Below are 21,381 nucleotides of genomic sequence, written 5' to 3' on the forward strand. Positions count from 1 at the left end.
GCGCAGCGCCGCGACGCGCAGCGCGACGTCGGCGTCGCCGGCGGCGCGGAGCAGGTCGCGCTCGCCGAGCAGCGCGGCCAGCTCGCAAGCGAGCGGCGCCAGGCCTAGCGGGGCGGCCGCGAGCATCATATGCGCGAGGCGAGGATGCGCGCCGAGCCCGGCCATGCGCTCGCCGTGGGCGGTGAGCGCGCCTTGAGGCGTAAGCGCGCCTAGCTCGGCGAGCAGTTCGCGCGCCTGCGCGAACGCCGCGGCCGGCGGCGCATCCAGCCAGCGCAGCTCGGCGGGATCGCTCACGCCCCACACGGCCAGATCCAGCGCGAGCGGGGCCAGGTCCGCTTCGCGGATCTCCGGCGCCGCGGACGCGGAGAATTGGCGATGCTCCTCCTCGGTCCAGAGTCGATAACATACGCCCGGGGCCACGCGCCCGGCTCGTCCGCGCCGCTGATCGGCGGAGTCCATCGACACCGGAATCGTCGTCAAGTGCGTCATGCCGGTACGCGGCGAGAACCGCGGAACCCGCATGAGGCCGCTGTCGACGACGATACGCACGCCCTCGACCGTCAAGCTGGACTCGGCTACGGAGGTGGACAGCACGACTTTGCGACGCCCCGGCGGACTGGGCGCGAGCGCCCGGTCTTGGGCGTCCTGCGGCAAGCTCCCGTGGAGCGGCGCCACCTCTACAGGGGCGTTGGTCAGCATGGCGCGCAAACGCGATTCGGTGCGCCGGATCTCGGCATTTCCGGGCAGGAAGACGAGCACGTCTCCCTCGCGGTCCGCTTCAAGCGCGCGTACGACCTGCGCAGCGACCGCCCCTTCGATCGGCCCCTCCGATCTCCTAGCCAGGTAGTGCGTATCGACGGGGAACATTCGTCCCTCGCAGGTCACGACGGGCGCATCCTCCAGCAGTTCGGCGACCGGCTCAGCGGCGAGCGTCGCGGACATGACGAGCAGACGCAGATCTTCGCGGAACAGCTGGCGCGACTGCAGGCACAGCGCCAAGCCCAGGTCCGCGTTCAGACTCCGTTCGTGGAATTCGTCGAAGATAATTAAGCCGGCCTCTTCGAGCGCCGGATCGGACTGCAGCATTCGCGTCAAGACGCCCTCCGTCACAACCTCGATCCGCGTCTTCGGCCCGACGCGGGTGTCCATGCGGACGCGATAACCGACCGTCCCCCCGACTTCCTCGCCCTGCGCGGATGCCATGAACCGCGCCGCGTTCCGGGCAGCGAGTCTGCGCGGCTCCAGCATGATGATCTTCTTGCCTGCCAGCCAGGGCTCCTCCAGCAACGCCAGCGGAACCCGCGTCGTCTTGCCGGCGCCCGGTTCGGCGATCAGCACCGCCTGACGCCGCCCCGCGAGCGCCTCCCGCAGCGCGGGAATCGATCGCTCGATCGGCAGTTCCCGTTGTACCGCCATATTCCGAATCCCCCGTTATCCCATTCCGTTGTACATCAACCTTCAAATAAGCTTACCATGTTCTCGACGAAAATTCTCCCATGTCCCCCCATGCAGCGCCTAGGTACGATAATCGATTTTCTGACGAGCGTTCGCGCATCTCCCACTTCCGGCTTGAATAAAGCGGATTTTCCGCCTTACTCGTGCGCTTCCGCCACTTCAGACATGAATAAAGCGGATTTTCCGCCTTACTCGCGCGTTTCCTTCACTTCAGACATGAGTAAAGCGGATTTTCCGCCTTACTCGCGCGTTTCCGCCACTTCAGACATGAGTAAAGCGGATTTTCCGCCTTACTCGCGCGTTTCCTTCACTTCAGGCGTGAGTAAAGCGGATTTTCCGCCTTACTCGTGCGCTTACGACTATTCAGACGTGAGTTACGCGGGATTTCCTGCTTATCTCGCGATTCCATCCCTTCGGTTGCTCCCTGCAGCGGTTATGCGTCCGTAGCGGCCGCTTGGGATTTTCCTCCGTCCCGTTTACAATAGCCTCATAGGGAAGGAGGCGCGCAACATGCGAACCTTGGTTAGTTTATTCGGCTTTACGCCGGAGCAAGAGCAACAGATCCGCGAGTCAGCTCCGGGATGGAACGTCGTGTTCGGCAAGCCGCGCGAACTGGACGCAGCCTTGTTCCGGGAGGCGGAAGTCGTCTGCGGCTGGTGGCCGGCGGTGGCGAGCGAAGGGCTGAAGCCGGACGCCAAGCTGCGCTGGGTCCAGACCGGCTCGGCGGGCGTGGACAACCTGCCGCTAACCGATCTGGAGCGGCGCGGCGTAATCCTCACGACCGCGAGCGGCATACACCCGATTCCGATGACCGAGACGGTGTTCGCGATGCTGCTGGCATTCAGCCGCAAGCTGCATCACGCGATTCGCCGCCAGGTCGAAGGACGATGGGAACGCGCCGAAGGCTACGGCGAGCTGCGCGGCCTGACGATCGCCATCGTCGGCGCAGGCGAGATTGGCGCCGAGACGGCCCGTATCGCGCAGGCGTTCGGCATGCGCACGCTGGGCATCCGGCGTAGCGGCCGGCCCGCGCAGCACTTTGATCGGATGTACGCGATGGATGCCCTCGACGAGGTGCTCGGGCAGAGCGATATCGTCGTGAACATCCTTCCGCACACCGAGGAGACGGTGCGCGTGTTCGACGCCGAGCGGTTCGCGCGGATGAAGCCGACGAGTCTCTTCATCAATATCGGACGCGGTACGGCCGTCGATACGGAGGCGCTGACGGAGGCGCTGCGCGGCGGCACGATCGCCGGCGCGGGCCTCGATGTCTTCGAGCCGGAACCGCTGCCCGAAGGACATCCGCTCTGGGCGATGGACAACGTCATCCTAACGCCGCATATCGGAGGCGCGACCGAGGCGTACAAGCAGCGGATGGCGGACCTGTTCGCCGCCAACCTGACTGCCTATATCTCAGACGGCCGGCCCGCGCGCAACATCGTGGAGTACAGCAGAAGCTATTAGGAGCGCGGTCGGCAGTCGGAAATATGCCTAACGATGCGGGAACGGAAATACGCTAGCAGAAACTAGATTTGCACTCCTAAATAAGCTTGTTCCAACAATGCGTATGACCGGTCGCCACCGCCGATTGGCCTCACGGAGCTCGTATAGTGCCGTCGCCCCCAATCGACAAGCCCCGCTAAACGCCAAACATCCCGATCCGCGAGTCCCGCGGTCGGGATGTTTTTGTAGCGATACTCTTTTGCATTGATCTTTTGCATTGATCTTTTGCATTGATCTTTTGCATTGATCTTTTGCATTGATCATTTGCATTGATCTTTAGCTTCGACCTTTTTAGATCGATCCTTAGCTTTGACCCTTAACTCCGGCCTTTTTTAGATCGAACTTTAGCTCCGACCTTAGTCGATCTTTTGTATCGACCTCTAGATTCGACCGTCTGCTTCGATCGTTTGCCTCGACNNCCTCGACCTTCAGCTTCGATCCTTCGCATCGACTTTCAGCCAAACGCTGTCGCGACGCCCTGCAGCGAAACGTTCGCTATCGCACCGAAGCCGGTACCAGCTCGCGATTCTCCAGCTCCGCCAACCGCTCGAACAAGAAGACGCCGCTCAATTGCGCGCTTAACGTCACCTTCTCCGCGGGCGCCGAGCGCCAGTCGGTGCCGAACAGATTCGGGCTGCCGGCATGCGCGCCGTGCGTCGCCCACAGGCTCTCCGCGTTGCGGCGCAGCCACTCTGCCTGCGTTTGCGATTGGACGGCATGCTCCGTCCCGTGCGCTTCGATGACGAGCTCGGTCAGGTACCGGACGAGGATGCCTTTGAACAAGCCGCCGTCTCCGTCGCCTTCGTCGGGCAGAATCCCGCCCGCCCATTCTTCCGAGGCGGCCTCGGCCGTCCGGAAAGCGTCTGCGAGATACGCCGCGTCCCCCGTCGCCCGATACAACTCGACCGCGGCGCCGATAAATACGCCCTGGCAATAGGTGAAGCGCCACTCTTTATCGATTGCGCCGTCACCCTGCCGGTTCATCCCGTCCCAGACGAAGCCGGTCGCGGGATCGACGAGATTCGCCTTCAGCCAATCGTAGATCCGCTTCGCCCAAGCCAGGTCCTCCTCCCGGCCGAAGCTCCGGTAGAGCCGGGCCGCGAGGATCGCGGCCGGGCCGTTGGCGGGGGTGTTCTTGTAACCGAGCTGCTCCTTGTGCCAAGCGATGCCGCCGCCCATCGTGTCGTTCCAGCCGGTCTGAATATCGGTCCAGAGCGACAATGCCGTCTCTTGGTACCGCTCCTCGCCAGTCGCGCCGTACGCGCGGAGCCAAGCGATCGCCATCCACTCCATATCGTCGTACAGCAGGTTGGGGAACGCTCCGCCGTTCTTCGTCCGGATGCCCTCGTAAAGCTCGGACAGCCGCTCGGCGTACCGCTCGTTCCCTGTCCGCAGCAGACCGTCCGCCAGCCCGTCCACGGCATGCGCCATCCACCAGTAATGGAAGATCGTATTGCACGCCCCGTCCGGACAAGGCGTCTCGATGTCGTACATCCGAATCGACGGATTCCAAAATTCACGGTCTAGCGCTTGTTGAGCCTTTTCGGCCCGATCGTTCCACAACATGGCGCTCACGCTCCTCGTCTCTCTATCCCTCAAGTCTTTCGTAAGTCACTAGCAAGCCGCTAGCAAGCTTCCGGCTAGCCTCTCTCCAAACCCGACTCCAAAATGCGTTCTTCCCGAGATGGCCTATCGAATCACCGCGTCGTCTAATTTCACGCTCCAGCATCTCGGCTTGGCGCCGCCCGCACGCTATTCAGACACCCGCCCCGGCACCCCGGCTTCGCTCGCCTAAAGGCTCGACGCCATCTGCGGCAAGCTACTTCAGCCGCTTGTCCCGCTCGAGCCGCGCCACGGTTTCCAGCAGCGTCACGCCGCTGAGGTCCGCGCCGAGCTGCGCGACCGTCTCCGGCGGCTGCGCCCAGGACTGTCCGAACAGCGCCTTACCTTCGGCTTGTCCGCTCTCCCATAGACGCTCGGCGTTAGCCGACAGCAGCTTTGCCCGCGCGGACGAGGCGCCGTCCTCGGCGATCAGCTCGCCGAGATAGCGGACGAACACGCCCTTGAACAAGGCGCCGTCGCCGTCGCCTTCGGACGGAAGCAATCCGGTCGGTCCGCCGGCCAGCGTCTCCGCCGCGGCCTCGGCCGTACGCCGTGCCGCCGCCAGATACGCCTCGTCCTTCGTCGCCCGGTACAGCTCCACCGCCGCGCCGATGTAGACGCCTTGGTTGTACGAGAACTGCCACGCCTTATCGATCGTTCCGTCACCCGTCCGATTGATGCCGTCCCAGACGAAGCCGGTGTCGGGATCGACGAGCGTCTTCGTCTCCCATTCGTAGATGCGCTTGGCCCAGTCCAGATCCTCCGCGCTGCCGAACCGCTCGTACAAGCGGGCCGCGAGAATGGCGGAAGGCGCGTTCGCGGGCGTGTTCTTGTAGTCGGTCTGTTCCTTGCGCCAGGCGATCCCGCCGCCCATCGCGTCGTTCCAGCCGCCGCGGATGTCCGCCCAGAGCGTCAGCGCAGCCTCCTTGTACCGTTCCTCGCCCGTCGCGTCATAAGCCCGCAGCCAGGCGAGTCCCATCCAGGCCATGTCGTCGTAGTAATCGTTAGGCCAGACGTCGGCGTTCCGGGCGAGCAGGCCGTCGTACAAAGCACCGAGCCGCTCCTTGTACTTGGCGTCGCCGGTCCGCACGTACCCGTCCGTCAGCGCGTCCGCCGCATGCGCCATCCACCAGTAATTGAACGGATCCGTACAGGATTGCAGGATGCATGGCGAGGCGTTGTTGTACAGCCCCCGCTTCTCATCCCAGAACGCGCCGTCCAGCGCGGTCTGCGCCTGCTCCGCGCGATCCGCCCACACGGCGGCGCGCGCGCCCGTCATCGCCTCGGCCGCCTCGCGCAGCGCGCCGGTCCGCCACGACCAGCCGACCGCCGCGAGCAGCACGACCGCCGCGGCGACGGCGGTCAGCCATCCTTTTCTCCGGCTTCGCCGCATGACCTACCCCTTGATCCCGCTGAACGCGATGCCCTGCACGAAGTACTTCTGCAGCAGCAGGAACAGGATCAGAATCGGCACGATGGCGATCAGCGCGCCCGCCATCATCGGTCCGAAGTCGGTCTGATGATTGTAGGAGAACGCCTGCAGCCCCATCTGAATCGTCGCCTTCTCCGGATCGTTCAGGATGATCATCGGCCAGAGGAAGCTGTTCCACCCCGCCTGGAAGGTGAAGATCCCAAGCGTCGCGAGCGCCGGTTTCGTCAGCGGCCAATAGATGTTCCAGAAGATGCGGAATTCGCCCGCGCCTTCGATCCGCGCCATCTCCATCATGTCGGAAGGCAGCGTCAGGAAGAACTGGCGCATGAAGAAGACGGCGAACGAACCGGACGCGCCCGGCAGGATGATCCCCCAGAACGAGTTCAGGAACCCGTTGCCGCCCGCGCCGTACCAGTCGTTGCCTCCGACGAACGGGAAATGCTTCAGCACGTAGAAGCTCGGAATCATCGTCACGATGCCCGGGATCATCATCGCGGCGAGCAGCACGCGGAACAGCGGCTTGTTCAGCTTGAACTGCAGCTTCGCGAACGCGAACCCGCTGAGCGAGCCGAAGAACAGGTTCGCGAACACCCCGGACGCCGCGAGCACGAGCGAGTTCCAGAAGTACAGGCCGAACGGCACGGTCGTGAACGCGGCGCGGTAATGCTCCCACGTCAGCCGGGACGGCAGCCATCGGATCGGCATGGAGAAGATCTCGTCGCTCGGCTTGAGCGAGGTGATCAGACTCCAGAAGAAAGGAAGAAACATGAAGACCGAGATCGTGATGCTTACGATATAGAAAATAATTTGCCAGAACGTCCGCGAAGCCGACATCGAGACGGCGGGCTTGCGGCTGGCGGGAACAGTCGCCGTGACCGTTGATTTGACACTCATATCCGCACCCTCCTCACACGACCGACTCTTCGGATTTGTTGACGCGCATGTTGATGAGCGAGAAGATCAGAATCGCGAGCGCGAGCACGAAGGCCTGCGCCGAAGCGTAACCCATCTGCAATTGATTGAAGCCTTGCTGGTAGATCAGGTAGACCGGGGTCTTCGTCACGTTGCCCGGACCGCCCTGGGTCAGCACGAACGCCTGGTCGAACAGCTGAAGCGCGCCGATGATCGACATCGTGCTCACGAGGAACGTCGTCGGCCGAAGCTGCGGCCAGGTGATATACCGAAACCGCTGGAGCGCGTTCGCGCCGTCCAGCTTCGCGGATTCGTAGAGATAATCCGGTACGCCCTGCAGACCCGCGATGTAGATGATCATGTTCGAACCGATGGACTGCCAGAGCGTCACGAGGATGATCGACAGCATGGCCGTCTCGGTCTGCGCGAGCCAGGCCGGCCCGGTCACGCCGATATAGCCGAGCAGGGTGTTCACGAGGCCGTACTCCGGATGGAGCAGCCACACCCATACCGTCGCCGCGGCGACCGCGGACGTCAGCGTCGGCATGTAATTCATCGTGCGGAACAGGCGGACGCCGAAGCGGCGGAAGTTCAGCAGCATGGCGATGCCGAGCGAGAGCAGAATATTGAGCGGCACGAAAATGACCGTATAGTACGCGACGTTCTTGAACGTCGTCCAGTAGAGGTCGTCGTGGAACAGTCGCTTGTAATTGTCGAAGTTCACCCAATCGCGATTCTTGACCACGTCATAGTTCGTGAAGCTGAAGTAGAACGCCATTACTACCGGGATCACCGTGAAGATCAAGAACAAGAGTATCGTAGGCGTGATGAATACGTATGCGGTTCTGGCCTGATGGCGGTTCAGCTTGCTGATGGAAGCCATGGGCGCTCCTCCTTTCGGGTCGGGCGATGCAGGTGCAAACGGCTTCGCCGCCCCGGGTTGCGGGCAAGCGCGTCGTTAACGGAAGCGATTCGGCAAGGATCGGGATGACCGAGCCCTGCCGAACCGTGGGAAAAGGGAGGTCGCCCTCCCTCCTCGTCACTCTGCGACCGCGTTGTCCTGCAGCAGCTTGTCGCCTTGCTGCTGGGCTTTCTTCAGCGTATCTTCCGCGCTCTGCTTGCCCTGCTGGAACAGCTGCACGTTCGGAATGAGCGCGTCGCCTTCCAGAACGGAGTAGCCCGGATGCGTCGGACGGATCTTCGCGATCTCGAGCGTCTCCAGGAACGGCTTCCAGAACGGATCGTCTTGGAAGAACGGATCTTCGATCGCCGGCTTGAAGCCGGGGATGTTCAAGCTCGTCTTGGCCCACAGGAGCGCGTTGTCCTTGTTCGCCGTCCACCACTTGATGAATTCCCATGCCTCTTGCTGATGCTTGGAGCCTTCCGGGATGACGAGTCCGAAGCCGCCCATCACGCTGCCCTTGTCGCCGTTCGGACCGGCCGGCGGCGGAACGACGCCGAAGTCGAGGTCTTTGCCGTATTTCTTGTACGTCGTCAGCATCCAAGGCCCGTTGTAGGTCATGGCCAGCTTGCCGGTCGCGAACGCGTCGGTCGACTCGCCGAGGCCTTGCTCGAAGCCGATCTTGTACACCTTGTCCTGGTTCAGGAGACGGTCCCAATAATCGAGCACGGCCTTGCCCTTGTCGTTGTTGAAGTTCGTCTTGCCGTCGTCGGTCAGCATCGTGCCGCCCGCTTGCTGCAGATACATATTGAACAGACCGGCGTCGCCCAGCGAGAAGCCCGCGACCTGCAGCTTGCTGCCGTTCCACTTCGTCGTCTTGACCGCCGCGTCCTCCAGCTCCTGCCAGTTCGACGGCGGCGCAGTCACGCCTGCGTCGGCGAGCAGCTTCTTGTTGTAGAACAAGGCGCGCGCGTCGACGGTGAGCGGCAGCCCGTACAGCTGGTCTTTGTAAGTAAGCTCCTTGACGGCTTCGCCGTAGAAGTCGTCCTTGCTGATGCTGTCTTTGGCGAGGAACTCGTCAAGCGGGTGCAGCACGTTCTTCGGCGCGTAGAGCGACGTGCGCCAGCGGTCCCAGAACAGAATGTCGGGCGAGCCGCCGGACGTAGCCGCGGTCAGGAACTTCGTGATCATATCCTGCTGGAGCACGTATTTCACTTTGATATGGTCTTGGGACTTGTTGAATGCGTCGACCATCGTCTCGAACTGTTTCTGGCCTTCGCCGCTCCAGTCGCCCCAGAACGTCAGCTCGACGGGCTTGCCGGACGGCTTGCTTGCAGATGGGCTTGCGGATGCGGATGAGGACGGGCTTGTCTGATCGTTGCCGGACGAACCGCCGCTGCACCCTGCGAGCGCTGCGGTAGAGATGCTTGCGATAGCCACGAGCGAGATCCATTTTTTCATGCGTGATGCCTCCCTTTTTTTTCTTCTGAATGCTATTTCGAACGGGGACGGAGCCCTGTCTGAAACCTCTATGCGCGTACTTCTTGGCCGTTGGTGCGGACGCGGATGCCGCAGTAGTCCATGAGCAGCTCGCAGAACATCATGTTGGCCCAGGAGAACCACGGCCTGGAGTACGTCGCCGGGTCGTCCGCGGAGAAGCCCTCGTGCATCATTCCGGTACCGGCGTCGGTGTCGGCCATGAGGAGCAGCAAGCGCAGCTTCTCTCCCCGGTCCGCCGCGGTCAATCCTTGCATCGCGAGCGCGATGTGCCAGACGTATCCTTCCGGCGTATGCGGACTGCCTACCCCTTGGGCCGCCGCCCCCTCATAGTAATAAGGGTTCGCCGCGCTGAGCACGAATCGGCGGGTATTCGCGTAGATCGGATCGTCTGCGGAAACGTAGCCGAGGTACGGAATGGACAGCAGGCTCGGCACGTTGGCGTCGTCCATCAAATGGCGGGCGCCGAGGCCGTCCGTCTCGTAAGCGAAGATGCGCCCATACGCCGGATGCTCCACGATCGCGTGCGCGCGGATGCCTCCGTCGATCTCGGCCAACAGCGCGGCGCTGTCCGCCGCCAGCTCCGAATCGTCCAGCGCTACCCCCGCGATCTCCGCCAGCTGCCGCAGCGCGACGACTGCGAACATGTTCGCAGGAACGAGGTAGCCGTACGTGCAAGCATCGTCGCTCGGACGGAAGCCGGACCAGGTCATGCCGGTGTAGCCGACCTCGGCGCCGCGGCCTTCCCGCGTCAGCGTATCCGTCGGCGGGCAGTCGCTCCGCTCGAAGCGGTATGCCGACCGCGTCTCGTGATGCTGCTCGGTGCGCCATGTCTCGAGGATGCTTCTGGCCGCCGCCGCAAAGTCCGCGTTCAGGTGAGACGTCCGTCCGGTATTCTTCCAGAGCAGATAGGCCAGCTGCACCGGGTAGCACAAGGAATCGATCTCGTACTTGCGCTCCCACAGCCAAGGGCTCATCTCGGTCTTGTCGGCTTGGTGGCCCCGGCCGGTCGGCTCTTCGTTGAAGGCGTTTGCATACGGATCCTTCAAGATGCAGCCGATCTGCCGGCGTACCAGCCCTTCGATCATATCGCCGAGCTCGGGCGCTTCGGCCGCGAGCGCGAGGAACGGACGAACCTGCGCGGCGGAGTCCCGCAGCCACATGGCGGGAATGTCGCCGGTGATGACGAAGGTCGTGCCGTCCTCCTTCCGCTGCACCGTCGTCTGCAAGGTGTTCAGCAGCGCGTTCCGGAAGATGCGGGCCAGCTTCGGATGATCTTGCGTCGCGTCTGCGACGCGGTCCATGAGGTTCGTTAAAGCGGTCATTGTTGCGGGCGATAGTTCCATCTGCCAGCCTCCTATCTAGTTGCCGTTAAGCTTTCGGTTCTTCTTGATGGGTATCGTGGGCGGGTAGCGCGGCGGCCATCTCCAGCAGCATCAAGCCGCTCAGTTGCGCGCACAGCTGCACCTTGGGCTCGACCGGCGCCGTCCAGGACCGGCTGATCAGCCCCTGCTCGCCGCGGCCGGTCTCCCATAGCGCGCCGGCGTTGCGGAGCAGCAGCTCGCGGATGTCGTGCCGCTCCGGGCGGAGCTTCAACAGCTCGTACAGGTAACGGACGAAGATCCCTTTGAACAAGCCGCAGTCGTCTTCCCCCTCGTTCGGGAGCAGTCCGGTATCCGGCAGCGTGAACCGCTCGATCGCGGTGTCGGCCGTTCGGATCGCGTCTTGCAGATAACCGGCTTCGCCGGTGATGCGGTACAGCTCCAGACCGGCCCCGATGAAGACGCCTTGACAGTACGTGTAGTGCCAGTCGTAGTCGATCTTGCCGTCGCCGAGCCGGTTCATGCCGTCCCAGACGAAGCCGGTCGCGGGATCGACCAGGTTCGCTTTGTTCCATTCGTAGATCCGCAGCGCCCACTTCAGGTCTTCCGGGTCCTCGAACCTTTGATACAGCCGGGCGGCCAGGATCGCGGCCGGCGCGTTCGCCGGGGTGTTCTTGTAATCCAGCTGATCCTTCTTCCAGGCCATGCCGCCGCCCATGTGTCCGTTCCAGGCCGTCCTGATGCTCGCCCAGAGGACGTCCGCATCCTTCCGGTACCGCTCGCGCTTGGTCGCGTCGTGCACCCGGAGCAAGGCCAGCGCCATCCATTCCATGTCGTCGTAGTAGTTGTGCAGGAGCGTGCCGCCGTTCAAGGCGCGAACGCCTTCTACGACCCGATCGATCCGCTCCAGATAAGCGGGGTTCCGGGTACGCTCGTAGCCGTCCGTCAACGCGTCTATGACATGCGCGTGCCACCAGTAGACAAAGTGATCGTTGCAGTCCGGTTCGTACGGGGCCAGCTGATTCATGATCCCCAGCCGCTCGTTCCAGAAGCTGTAGATCAGCTCCTCCTGCGCCGTCTCGGCGCGAATCCACCGCTGCGCAACCGTCGTCGCCGGGGTCGGGAGCCGGGTGAAGTTCCTCATCGTTCGCATCCCCCTTTGCATTTGAAACGCTTACATATTCAAATATAATGTCATTGAATTAATATGTCAATATATAATATTTTTAAATTTTATAATTTACATTATGTCAATATATTAATTAATGTTCTTGACAAGTAAAAACGGCTTCGCCATCCTCTGAAGAGGGGGAAGCGTTTCTATCGGAGACCATTTAGAAATAGATAAGCGTGAATCTTATAAATTCGAAAGGGTCAACGAAAAACCCGCCGGGCAGGGCCCAGCAGGCTGCTTCATGCGTATTCGATTAAGGCTGCGCGATCCGGGTCGGCGACACGACGGCGGTAGAATCGCCCAGGATCAGTTCCGCCTCGAGCGCGATCTTGTTCGGGACCGTCTTCCCTTCCCGCAGCTGGAGCACGTTCTCGAAGGCGACCCGCCCCATCTCTTCCTGGTTCTGCCTCAGGTGGGTGAAGGAGAACCCGCTGCCGTTGTCCGGACAATCGAAGCAGACGATCGACAGGTCTCCCGGCACCTCAAGGCCGATCTGTCTGGCCGCTTCCCGGGCGAGCAGCGCGATGTTGTACTCCATCGCGAAGAAAGCCGAGATCTGCGGATGCTCGCGCAGGTGCTGCTTGATCTTCTCGATGTCCTTCGCCTTGTTCTCCTCCGTGTAGGCGGTCGGCAGCGTAGAGGTGACGCTCAGCCAGAGCTCGCGGTCGACGACGATCCCCTTCTCCGCGTGCGCCTCCACGTATCCTTCGATCCGGTCCTCGACCGCCGTCGTATCCGTCGGAGGCGGCGTCAGGATCGCGACGTGCTTGTGCCCCAGCTCGAACAGATACTCCGTGCCCCGCTTGGCGCCGGCCGCGTTGTCCGTGCTGATCGAACCCGCGGAGATGCCCTTCAGGTGCCGGTCGACGAGGACGAACGGGAACTTGTCGATGACCAGCTTCAGGATCTCCGCGTTGAAGTATTCGCCCTGCGCCGGGAAGATGATCAGCCCGTCCACGCCTTGCTCCAGCATGCTCTTGATCGCTTCCTCCTCGTACGAAGGAATGCCGAACGAGCGGCGCAGGACGAGGAAGGCCTCATGCTTCCGGGAAGCTTCCTCCATCCCGTAGACGAGCCCCGTTCCGTAGCTGTCGCTGAAGTCGGTCATGACCAGCCCGATCATCGGGCGCCCGCCCGATCCGCCGCCTCGCGCGGCGCCCCTGCCCTGCGAGGGAGCGGCCGCCGCAGCCAACGCCGCCGGATCGGCCACGAACGAACCGCGTCCGGGCCGGCGGACGATGAGCCCGCCTTCGGCAAGCAGCTCCAGCGCCTTCTTGCTTGTAATTCGGCTTACGCCGTAGGCGTCCGCAAGCTCCTTCTCCGACGGGACGCGGTCTCCGATCCGATAATGGCCCGATCGGATCTCCTCCCGCAGTTTGTCGTATATTTGCTCGTACATCGGGCTAGACATGATCCGTTCCCCTTTCCTTCCCCAACCCTACTACCTTATACATAACAATATATCATGATATATCTCACTTGTGAAGCAAAGTTATCGGCGGGGTCGGAAAACGGTCAACGGACGCTGTTGGCCTTTCTCGAAAAAGGGGGGCCGGTCGGTACTTCTTGATCGAAGAACGAAGCGCAAAGGGAGCAGATTGGACGCCAGAAAGCGTCAAGAAGCTGTCCCGGTAGGCCAACTTGAGCGGATCTTTGTAACAGCCGAGCCCATGTGACGTACTCCGTACGTCTCTTTGCGCATCTTTGCCGCAGCCGAGCCCATGTGACGTACTCCGAACGTCTCTTTGCGTATCTTCGCCTCAGCCGAGCCCATGTGACGTACTCCGTACGCCTCTTTGAGCATCTTTGCCGCAGCCGAGCCCATGTGACGTACTCCGTACGCCTCTTTGCGCATCTTTGCCGCAGAAGAGTTGATAGTGGTAAAAGTACGAGACAAGCCCTTTGGTCTTGCCGCGGCGAATCAACGGCATGTGAAGTATTAGGTCATCACATTAGGCCTGCCGTGGCCAAGACGCACATCGGGACCGTCCCTTCGGCCCAAGCGGTTTTTTGCCAAATAAAAAGCCCGCGGCCGGCGCGGGCTTCCTCTCGAACGAGGCACCGTTCGTATGCTGCCGGTAATCCGGCCGGGAAGCCGAACCGGCCGTCAGGCCGAGGGGGACGGCGGCAGCGGCAGGATTCCCCGGTAGATGCCGGGCGAAGAACCCGGAATCTCGACGGCGCCGACCGTGCGCGCATAGAAGTCCACCGGGCCTGCAGCGCCGATGATCGCGTACGCGTAGCCTTCCGCCCGCATCGCCTCGAGGCAGGCGAACAGCAGCGCCTTGCCTACGCCTTTGCCCCGGCAGCTCTCGTCGACGCCGGTCGGGCCGAAGAAGGCCTTGCACGTCGCGTCGTAACAGGCGAACCCGATCAGCTTTTCCTTTTCGACGGCTATGTAGCAAGTCACGGGCAGCCTCGCTATCGCCACGTCGCATTCGTCGGCCCAGCGTTGGTTGAAGTGCTCGCGCACCCAGGTCAGAATCTGATGCTTCTCGGGGGCAAGCGCTCGACGTATCTCGATCCCCCCCGCGCGCAAGTCGGAAGCAAGCGTTCCTTGATCCGGCAGTTCGTACAATTTGACCAGCTGGTCTGGCATAGCGAACCCTCCTTCGGGAATATAGCCTAAGTATGCAGCGAGGACGGAGGTTGTTCAAGTACCGGATGGCGCAATTGCCGCATTCTCCCCTCCGTTCAGTTGCATCTTGCATCGTGCTCTCATCCACGTCCTTGTCTGTATCCGGGTCGGTCAACCGCGCCTGCAAAGACCAAAAAGGCCCTCTCCTCCTCAAATTCGGAAGGATGGGCCTCTTCAAAATAAAAAGCTGCGCACTTTACGTGGCAGCCGCAATCATGATGGTCAACTCGTGCTGTCCCGCTTTTCTTACAAGCTCTTTATAGTATTTCTGAGCAAGCGTGATCTTCTTGGCATGCTTGTCGATCTCGCAATCGAAGTAAGCCATGGCGAAGACCGGGTCCAACCGTTTGATCTTCGGCTCGTGGACGACGATATTGCGATCGACCTTCTGGAAGGCATGTCCTGCCGCTTGGAACGCATTCGTCCAATAGATCAGGGTTCCCGCTATGTAGAAATGCTCTTCCCGGGTGTGGACGCGAACCCATTTCTCGAAGTCGCTCTCCAGATACAAGACATCTTCGATCGATACGTTGAGGAGGCCGGACCTGCCCTCCTGGTCCCGAGTTACGGATAGCCACATAAGACATTCACTCCGTTTTACTTCAAGAGTTCAGCGGGTGTCTCGTCCTGATGGAAGTAGACCCAGCTAGCGGTACCGACTACCATGATCGCAAGGGCTCCAAGTAAAGTCGCCAGCTTATACATGACCTTTTTCTTCACGATGTTCACCTCCTCTCCGGAGCGGCCGGATTAGCGTGACGCATTGAACCAGAAAGGCTGCAGCAAGAATTGGAGACTGGATCAGGAAGTTGCTAGAAACTATTATAATCGAAACGAACCGGAGTAGGGGATAATATTTTTTGGGGATCCGCGTCTGCCCCTCGATTCGCGATGGCGCATAGACCGCCGCCAGCAGGAGCGCGGCGAGATTGGCGACCGTGACCGCCGCCGGTCCGAAGTCCGCAAAAGACATGGCCGTGATCCCCGCGGTCGAGGCCACGACGCACAACGTCCCGGATTTGAGATGCAGTCCCCCGGATACTTGCCGCAAGAGGGCATAGGCGACGAGCACCGTCAGGACTTCCGCTACCCGCCCCGTGAAGAAGGAGATGGCGAGCGAGAACACGATGATCGAACCCGTATTCAGCACGAACGAGACCGCGTACTTCAGCACTTCTACGCTTAAAGGGTGTTCGGGCACCGCCGACTTGATCCCTCTGGCGATTCTCCAAGAGACGGCATCGATCATTCTTCCGCATCCTCCTTCTTAAAGGAATAGATTAGAATGGCCAGCATGGCGAAGACGAAGACCAGCAAGTTGAGGAAGACTTCCCTGAAGTACATCATGACGCCGATCGTCACGATGAAGATGGCGATGAGCGAGAGGACCGCCATATGCTCCCACTTGAGCCGCAGCTTGTCGAAGTCAAACGAGAAGCCGTAACCGAATTTGTACAAGACCCAACCTACGGAGAAGCCGATGACGCCGGTTATGCATTGCACCGAATACTGCTTCCATAAATGGACCTGTGCTTCGTCCAACGAAAAGTAGCCTTGCGAGAAAAAGATGATGCCCGACTGGATCACGGCGATGCCTACGAAACCGACAACCGATAAAATGGTAGACCATATGATGGGGATGCGGACGACCAGGTTCAAGAAGAACGCCGTCAGCAAAATGTTGATGACCGGCGCGACCGACGACAGCAGGAATTCCTCCCGGATGAAATAATTCTGCAAATTGATCAGGCCGATGACGGTGAGGACCTGCCAGCCGTAGCGGATCAGGTTGATTCTGAAAATGTACATGCTGATCGAAAAAGCGGCGATGCCTTCGAAGGTCGAGAAAAACATAAATCCTAAAAATGCGCGCATCAAATATGGCTCCCCAATGATTCAAGTAAGATCGTGGCGTAGTAGCAGCTATATATTCGACCTGGCGACATAGTCCGCCGCGCTCTGGCGAAGAATGAGGTAGATCCCGTCGGCATATCGCGAGATAAGTTTGCCTGACTTGCAGAGCCTCTGCACTTGGCGAGGAGTTACACGAAGCAGAGCGGCTACTTCGGTAACGGTAAGGACTTCATCCAATGGATTCATGAATGTCTGTCAACCTCCGCGAAGTCTCTCTGTTCATGATTCATTTTCCCTATTTGCGTCGCATTTACGACTCTAATATCCAATATAAGGGGGCGCAAATACGACCGTCAAGTAAAAACTAATCCATATGGACTAGTCCCCTCGCAAACGGTCGTCTCGGAACGCGTCAAACGACAAAAAACCGCTTAGCGTCGGCTAAACAAGCGTTATGGATATGCGGAGCAAGGCGTGCCGCATTGCCTGAATAGGAAGTAAAAATGTCCGCTGAACCCCTCTGATAGACCCAAATTAAGCGAAGATCCGTCTTGTCAACCGGCCGCATTTCCGCTAAAGTGAACATGAGCATGTAAATTATTTTCTTGTCAATTAGGAATCAAGAGTAATTAATTTTCACAACAAAAGGCTGTGCATCCGCATGAGCATTCTGAATGCGATCGAAGAGCGCCTGCCGACCCTGCATCCCAAGGAGCGGGAACTCGCCGCCTTTCTGCTCTCTCGTCCCCAGGACGCGGTGCAGATGACGATCTCGGATCTCGCGCAGGAGGCGGGGAGCAGCACGGCGACCGTATCCCGGTTCTGCCGGGCGTTTCACTTTCAAGGTTTCGCGGACTTTAAGATGAAGCTCGCGGCGGAGCTGGCGGTTCATCCGACCTCCTCGCAGTACCAGGATATCGTGGCCGGCAATCCGTTGCAGGAGATCGTAACGGCCATCACGAGCAATCATCTGCGCTCCCTGACGGACACGACGAATCTGCTCGATCTTCAGCAGCTTCGCGCCGCCATCTCCGCGCTGCATGCGGCCGCGCGGATCGATCTTTACGGCGTGGCGACCTCGGGTATGGTGGCGGAGGACTTCTTCCACAAGCTGATCCGCATCGGCAAGGCGGCCGCCTCCTTCTCCGACCACCATCTGCAGCTCACCTCCGCGGCTTCGCTCACCGAACGGGATGTGGCCGTCGGCATCTCCTATTCCGGCGAGACGCTGGAGATCATCGACGCGTTGCGCTGCGCTGCCGAACGGGGCGCCACGACGATCTCCGTCACCAAGTTCGGCAACACGACCTTAGCCGCGGGCGCTTCGATCCGATTGTTCACCTCGTCGTCCGAAGCCGGCATGCGCAGGGGCGATATGGCATCGCGGATGGCCCAACTGCACGTGGTCGACATCCTGTTCACGGGTCTGGTCAGCGAGCACTTCGACGAATATGTCCCCCGGCTGGAGCGATCGTTCCAGACCGTCAGAAGATACACGGGCAAAGAGGAGAGGAATCCATTATGAACGTATTAACTTTCGATTCCAACGAGAAGCTGAACGAAGCCGGCGCCAATATCATTACCGGCCTGATCCAGACCAATCCGCGCGCCGTGCTGGGCCTCGCGACCGGCGGCACGCCCGTCGGCATCTACGAGCAGGTCGTCGGCGATTACCGCCGCGGACTCGTCAGCTTCAAGAACGTCAGAACGTTCAACCTGGACGAGTACGTCAACCTGTCTGTCGACCATCCGGAGAGCTACCATTCCTACATGAACAAGCATCTGTTCAGCCATATCGACCTGCCGGCGGCCAACGCCCATATTCCGAACGGCAATGCGGAGGACCTCGAAGCCGAGTGCCGCAGCTACGACGAACGGATCGAGGATGCGGGCCAGATCGACTTGCAGCTGCTCGGCATCGGCCACAACGGGCACATCGGCTTTAACGAGCCGGCCCACGCGTTGATCAAGGGCACGCATATCGTCGAACTGGCGGAAGAGACCCGCAAAGCCAACGCGCGCTTCTTCGACGCGATCGACGACGTGCCGAAGCAGGCGCTCACGATGGGCGTAGGCACCATCCTCAAGGCGAAGATGATCCTGCTTATCGTCCGCGGCGTCGACAAGGCGGAGATCGTCCGCCGCGCGCTGACCGGGCCGATCACGACCGACTGCCCCGCCTCCCTGCTGCAGACGCACCCCCATCTGATCGTGCTGCTCGATCAAGAAGCCGGGAGCTTGCTCTAATGGGCGCCGCGGAAGCACGGACGGCGGCCAACGGACAGACCGGCGCGAGCGCGGGTACGCTGATCGAGCATGCCCGTATCGTCGCGCCTTGGGGCACGATCGAAGACGGCTGGATCTGGCTGTCGGGCGGGGCGATCGCCGCGATCGGCGGCGCATCCGATCCGAAGCCGATCGCGGCGGCGAACGCCGAGCTCGTGGACGGCGCGGGCGGCTGGGTGCTGCCCGGCTTCGTCGACGTCCATGTCCATGGAGGCGCGGGCTTCGACTTCATGGAAGCGAACCACGAAGAGATCGACGCCATCACCCGCTTCCACGCTTCGCACGGCACGACGGGCCTGCTCGCGACGTCGCTCACGGCGCCGCGCGACGAATTGACCGAGGTGCTGGAGCGGACCAGCGCCTACATGTCGAAGCCGATGCCTTACGCGCAGATCCTCGGCGTGCACTTCGAAGGTCCGTTCGTCAACGTCAAATGGAAGGGCGCGCAGAACCCGGAATACATCCTGCCGCCGCAGGCGGAATGGCTCGAAGATTGGGTCAGCCGGTATCCCGGCGTCATTAAACTGCAGACGCTGGCGCCGGAGACCGAGGGCGCGCTCGACTATATCGAGCTGCTCGCCCGGCACGGGATCGTCCCTTCGGCCGGCCATACGGACGCTACGTACGAACAGATCGTGGCGGCCGCGGACCGCGGCTTGCGCCATGCCGTCCATACGTTCAACGCGATGACGCCGCTCCATCACCGCAATCCCGGCACCGTCGGGGCGGTCATGAGCGACGACCGCATCGTCGCCGAAGTGATCGCGGACGGCCATCACGTGCATCCGGCCGCGATCAAGATCCTCACCCGCGCCAAAGGAAAGGATAACGTCGTCCTCGTCACCGACGCCATGTCCGCCGCGGGCATGCCGGACGGGGACGGCTACAGCCTCGGCGGCCTGCCCGTCGTCATGAAGTGCGGCGTCGCCCGTCTGAAGGAGGGCGACAGCCTCGCCGGCAGCACGCTGACGATGATCGCCGCCTTCCAGAACATGGTCCGCCGGGTCGGCGTCTCCGTGGAGGACGCGAGCCGGATGGCCAGTGGCACGCCCGCCCGCGAGCTCGGCCTCAGCGGCTCCATCGGCTCGGTCGAAGCCGGCAAACGCGCCGACGTCCTCCTGCTGGACGCGGATCTCGAACTGCGCCGCGTCTGGATCGGCGGCCGACCGGTCGAAGCGGCCTCCGCCTCGTCGAACTGACCCGCATAAACAAAAAGCTTGGTCCCGTCGCGGAGACGGACCAAGCTTTTTTTAGGTTGTGTTCCAGTCAGCTGTTTGAGTACCACTGATCGTGCTCCCATTCGCGAAAATAGACGAGGCGAACACCTGCAAACGTACAACTTATCTGGCCCCCCATTCGCGACAAAGGGCAAACACTTGCAAACATACAACTTTTTCGGCTCCCAATCGAGACAAAGCGCAATTACTTGCAAACGTACAACTTATTCGGCTCTCATTCGCGATACAAGGGCAAACACTTGCAAACGTACAACTTATTTGGATGAATATCGGCGTATTGACCAAAAACGGCTCATATAGTTGTACTTTTGCAACTTTTCGATCGATTTGGGGACATTTTCGCGAAATAAGTTGTACGATTACAACTCTGGCCCGCAAGTCGGCGTTCGAGTCGTTCAACGGTCGTTCAACAGTCGTTCAATCAACGGCTGCCAAGAGACTCCCTGAACGATTTACGACGCCTGCGCGTATCATTCTGAATTCGACTTCTCTTTACTGCAGCGTCGCGCCATGGGCCCAGCGCCGCTTAGAGCGAGAACGACAGGTAGCTAAGCGTGCCGAATTGATATCCCCGGAACAGGACCTTCGCCTGCGAAGCCGGGTCCGCGCTCCCCAGCGCGATGAGCAGCGGAACGAAGTGCTCGGCGCGCGGCACGGCGGCCTGGGCGTTCGGCGCCAGCTCCTCGTAGCGGGCCAAGCTCGCGAAGTCGCGCGTCTGTACCTTGTCGACGATCCAGTCGTCGAAACCGATCGCCCACGGCGCCGCATCCGTCGCGTGGAAGTCCACGATCCGCAGGTTGTGAACCGTCACTCCGCTGCCGATGATCAGCACGTCCTCGGCAGCCAAGCCGCGCAGCGCTTCGCCGATGCGGATCTGGCCGGCCGCGTCCAGATAGGGATTCACCGACACCTGCATGACCGGATATTCCGCATCCGGGAACAGTCGGGAGAGCAGCGTCCAGGAGCCGTGGTCGAGCCCCCGGGCGCCGTCGTACCGTACCGGGATGCCGCTAGCCGACAACTTCTCCCCCACCTTCTCCGCCCAGGCGACCGAGCCCTTCGCCGGGTACTTAATCTGGTACAGGGCGTCCGGGAATCCGCCAAAGTCGTAGATCGTGTCATAAACGCCGTTCGTCGAGGAGATCGTAAGCGTATCCGTCTCCCAATGCGCCGTGAAAATGACGATGGCTTTGGGCTTCAATGTCCTTCCCAGGTCTCCCAGGAAGGCTGAATAATCGTTATCTTCAATCGCCAGCATCGGCGAGCCGTGAGCCAAGAACAGAGGCGCGATCATGAAGATTCATCTCCTTGTTTGCGGAAGAATGGCTCTTCCTGTAGTAACTATTTGTAAGTAACTTTATATTAATTATTATGTTTCGTCAAGCTGCCCTTACCGTTATGAAAAAAAGACGGGACGGCGGCTTCCCGCTGTCCCGTCTCTCGTATCCCGCGTCGGAATTGCCCGCGTCTTCCCACGCCGAGCCATCCATCGTTCAGCCAGTCGTACATCCATTCTTCCTGCCAACAATCCATCCGTCCATCCATCCATCCGTCCATCCATCCATCC

At 61.0% G+C, this 21,381-nt stretch carries 22 protein-coding genes; 4 read left to right on the plus strand and 18 right to left on the minus strand.

What is annotated here, in order from left to right; all coding sequences use genetic code 11:
- Nucleotides 1-1,416: ATP-dependent helicase HrpB (gene hrpB, locus H7C19_RS32110; RefSeq protein WP_185673171.1), on the minus strand; the 1,416-nt coding region annotated here is incomplete at its 3' end.
- Between the two features lie 549 nt (nt 1,417-1,965).
- On the opposite strand from hrpB, the gene H7C19_RS32115 reads away from it, so the two are divergent.
- Nucleotides 1,966-2,919 (plus strand): D-2-hydroxyacid dehydrogenase, encoded by a 954-nt coding sequence (locus tag H7C19_RS32115; RefSeq protein ID WP_185673172.1) that lies wholly within the window; start codon nt 1,966-1,968, stop codon nt 2,917-2,919.
- Between the two features lie 62 nt (nt 2,920-2,981).
- On the opposite strand, the gene H7C19_RS34515 is transcribed toward H7C19_RS32115, so the two are convergent.
- From H7C19_RS34515 to H7C19_RS35835, 15 genes are all read right to left on the minus strand, one after another.
- Entirely contained in the window at nt 2,982-3,215 is a 234-nt protein-coding gene (locus H7C19_RS34515) for a hypothetical protein (RefSeq protein ID WP_221469588.1), read from the minus strand.
- A 238-nt stretch (nt 3,216-3,453) separates the two neighbouring features.
- Nucleotides 3,454-4,524 carry a glycoside hydrolase family 76 protein gene (locus tag H7C19_RS32120; RefSeq protein WP_185673173.1) on the minus strand — a complete coding sequence of 357 codons (1,071 nt, stop codon included), beginning with the start codon at nt 4,522-4,524 and terminating at the stop codon, nt 3,454-3,456.
- Between the two features lie 253 nt (nt 4,525-4,777).
- Nucleotides 4,778-5,953 (minus strand): glycoside hydrolase family 76 protein, encoded by a 1,176-nt coding sequence (locus tag H7C19_RS32125; protein WP_185673174.1) that lies wholly within the window; start codon nt 5,951-5,953, stop codon nt 4,778-4,780.
- 3 nt (nt 5,954-5,956) lie between these two features.
- A complete protein-coding gene (locus H7C19_RS32130) occupies nt 5,957-6,826 on the minus strand; it encodes a carbohydrate ABC transporter permease (protein WP_185673219.1) in 870 nt (289 codons plus the stop codon).
- A 73-nt stretch (nt 6,827-6,899) separates the two neighbouring features.
- Nucleotides 6,900-7,787, minus strand: coding sequence for a carbohydrate ABC transporter permease (locus tag H7C19_RS32135; RefSeq protein WP_185673175.1), 888 nt, complete (start codon nt 7,785-7,787; stop codon nt 6,900-6,902).
- A 156-nt stretch (nt 7,788-7,943) separates the two neighbouring features.
- Complete coding sequence (locus H7C19_RS32140; protein WP_185673176.1) at nt 7,944-9,266, minus strand: ABC transporter substrate-binding protein; 1,323 nt, start codon at nt 9,264-9,266, stop codon at nt 7,944-7,946.
- Nucleotides 9,267-9,334: 68 nt separating this feature from the next.
- A complete protein-coding gene (locus H7C19_RS32145) occupies nt 9,335-10,648 on the minus strand; it encodes a glycoside hydrolase family 125 protein (protein ID WP_246470160.1) in 1,314 nt (437 codons plus the stop codon).
- A 25-nt stretch (nt 10,649-10,673) separates the two neighbouring features.
- Nucleotides 10,674-11,768, minus strand: a complete 1,095-nt coding sequence (locus H7C19_RS32150; RefSeq protein WP_185673177.1) for a glycoside hydrolase family 76 protein — start codon at nt 11,766-11,768, stop codon at nt 10,674-10,676.
- Nucleotides 11,769-12,051: 283 nt separating this feature from the next.
- Complete coding sequence (locus H7C19_RS32155; RefSeq protein ID WP_246470162.1) at nt 12,052-13,209, minus strand: GntR family transcriptional regulator; 1,158 nt, start codon at nt 13,207-13,209, stop codon at nt 12,052-12,054.
- 696 nt (nt 13,210-13,905) lie between these two features.
- Nucleotides 13,906-14,397, minus strand: a complete 492-nt coding sequence (locus H7C19_RS32160; protein ID WP_185673178.1) for a GNAT family N-acetyltransferase — start codon at nt 14,395-14,397, stop codon at nt 13,906-13,908.
- Between the two features lie 235 nt (nt 14,398-14,632).
- On the minus strand, nt 14,633-15,016 hold the full coding sequence (locus H7C19_RS32165) for a LytTR family transcriptional regulator DNA-binding domain-containing protein (protein WP_185673179.1): 384 nt from the start codon (nt 15,014-15,016) through the stop codon (nt 14,633-14,635).
- 17 nt (nt 15,017-15,033) lie between these two features.
- Nucleotides 15,034-15,141, minus strand: a complete 108-nt coding sequence (locus H7C19_RS35585) for a cyclic lactone autoinducer peptide (protein ID WP_221469591.1) — start codon at nt 15,139-15,141, stop codon at nt 15,034-15,036.
- A complete protein-coding gene (locus H7C19_RS32175; RefSeq protein WP_185673181.1) occupies nt 15,134-15,685 on the minus strand; it encodes an accessory gene regulator ArgB-like protein in 552 nt (183 codons plus the stop codon). The genes H7C19_RS35585 and H7C19_RS32175 overlap by 8 nt, the downstream gene beginning before the upstream one ends.
- Nucleotides 15,682-16,311 (minus strand): hypothetical protein, encoded by a 630-nt coding sequence (locus tag H7C19_RS32180; protein WP_185673182.1) that lies wholly within the window; start codon nt 16,309-16,311, stop codon nt 15,682-15,684. The genes H7C19_RS32175 and H7C19_RS32180 overlap by 4 nt, the downstream gene beginning before the upstream one ends.
- Nucleotides 16,312-16,359: 48 nt before the next feature.
- Entirely contained in the window at nt 16,360-16,536 is a 177-nt protein-coding gene (locus H7C19_RS35835) for a helix-turn-helix domain-containing protein (protein ID WP_185673183.1), read from the minus strand.
- Nucleotides 16,537-16,951: 415 nt separating this feature from the next.
- Here H7C19_RS35835 and H7C19_RS32190 point away from each other — a divergent pair, with 415 nt between their 5' ends.
- Genes H7C19_RS32190 through nagA form a run of 3 tightly spaced genes read left to right on the plus strand, consistent with a single transcriptional unit; the run spans nt 16,952 to nt 19,775 of the window.
- On the plus strand, nt 16,952-17,815 hold the full coding sequence (locus tag H7C19_RS32190) for a MurR/RpiR family transcriptional regulator (protein WP_185673184.1): 864 nt from the start codon (nt 16,952-16,954) through the stop codon (nt 17,813-17,815).
- The gene (nagB, locus tag H7C19_RS32195; protein WP_185673185.1) at nt 17,812-18,537 is read left to right on the plus strand and encodes a glucosamine-6-phosphate deaminase; all 726 of its coding nucleotides are present in this window, start codon (nt 17,812-17,814) and stop codon (nt 18,535-18,537) included. The genes H7C19_RS32190 and nagB overlap by 4 nt, the downstream gene beginning before the upstream one ends.
- Nucleotides 18,537-19,775 (plus strand): N-acetylglucosamine-6-phosphate deacetylase, encoded by a 1,239-nt coding sequence (gene nagA / locus H7C19_RS32200; protein ID WP_185673186.1) that lies wholly within the window; start codon nt 18,537-18,539, stop codon nt 19,773-19,775. The genes nagB and nagA overlap by 1 nt, the downstream gene beginning before the upstream one ends.
- 565 nt (nt 19,776-20,340) lie before the next feature.
- Here nagA and H7C19_RS32205 read toward each other — a convergent pair.
- Nucleotides 20,341-21,108 carry a DODA-type extradiol aromatic ring-opening family dioxygenase gene (locus H7C19_RS32205; RefSeq protein ID WP_185673187.1) on the minus strand — a complete coding sequence of 256 codons (768 nt, stop codon included), beginning with the start codon at nt 21,106-21,108 and terminating at the stop codon, nt 20,341-20,343.
- A gap of 68 nt (nt 21,109-21,176) precedes the next feature.
- On the minus strand, nt 21,177-21,381 hold a 205-nt coding region (locus tag H7C19_RS34520; protein WP_221469589.1), incomplete at its 5' end, for a hypothetical protein.

Source organism: Cohnella nanjingensis, assembly GCF_014212125.1.
In the GTDB taxonomy this organism is placed as follows: domain Bacteria; phylum Bacillota; class Bacilli; order Paenibacillales; family Paenibacillaceae; genus Cohnella; species Cohnella nanjingensis.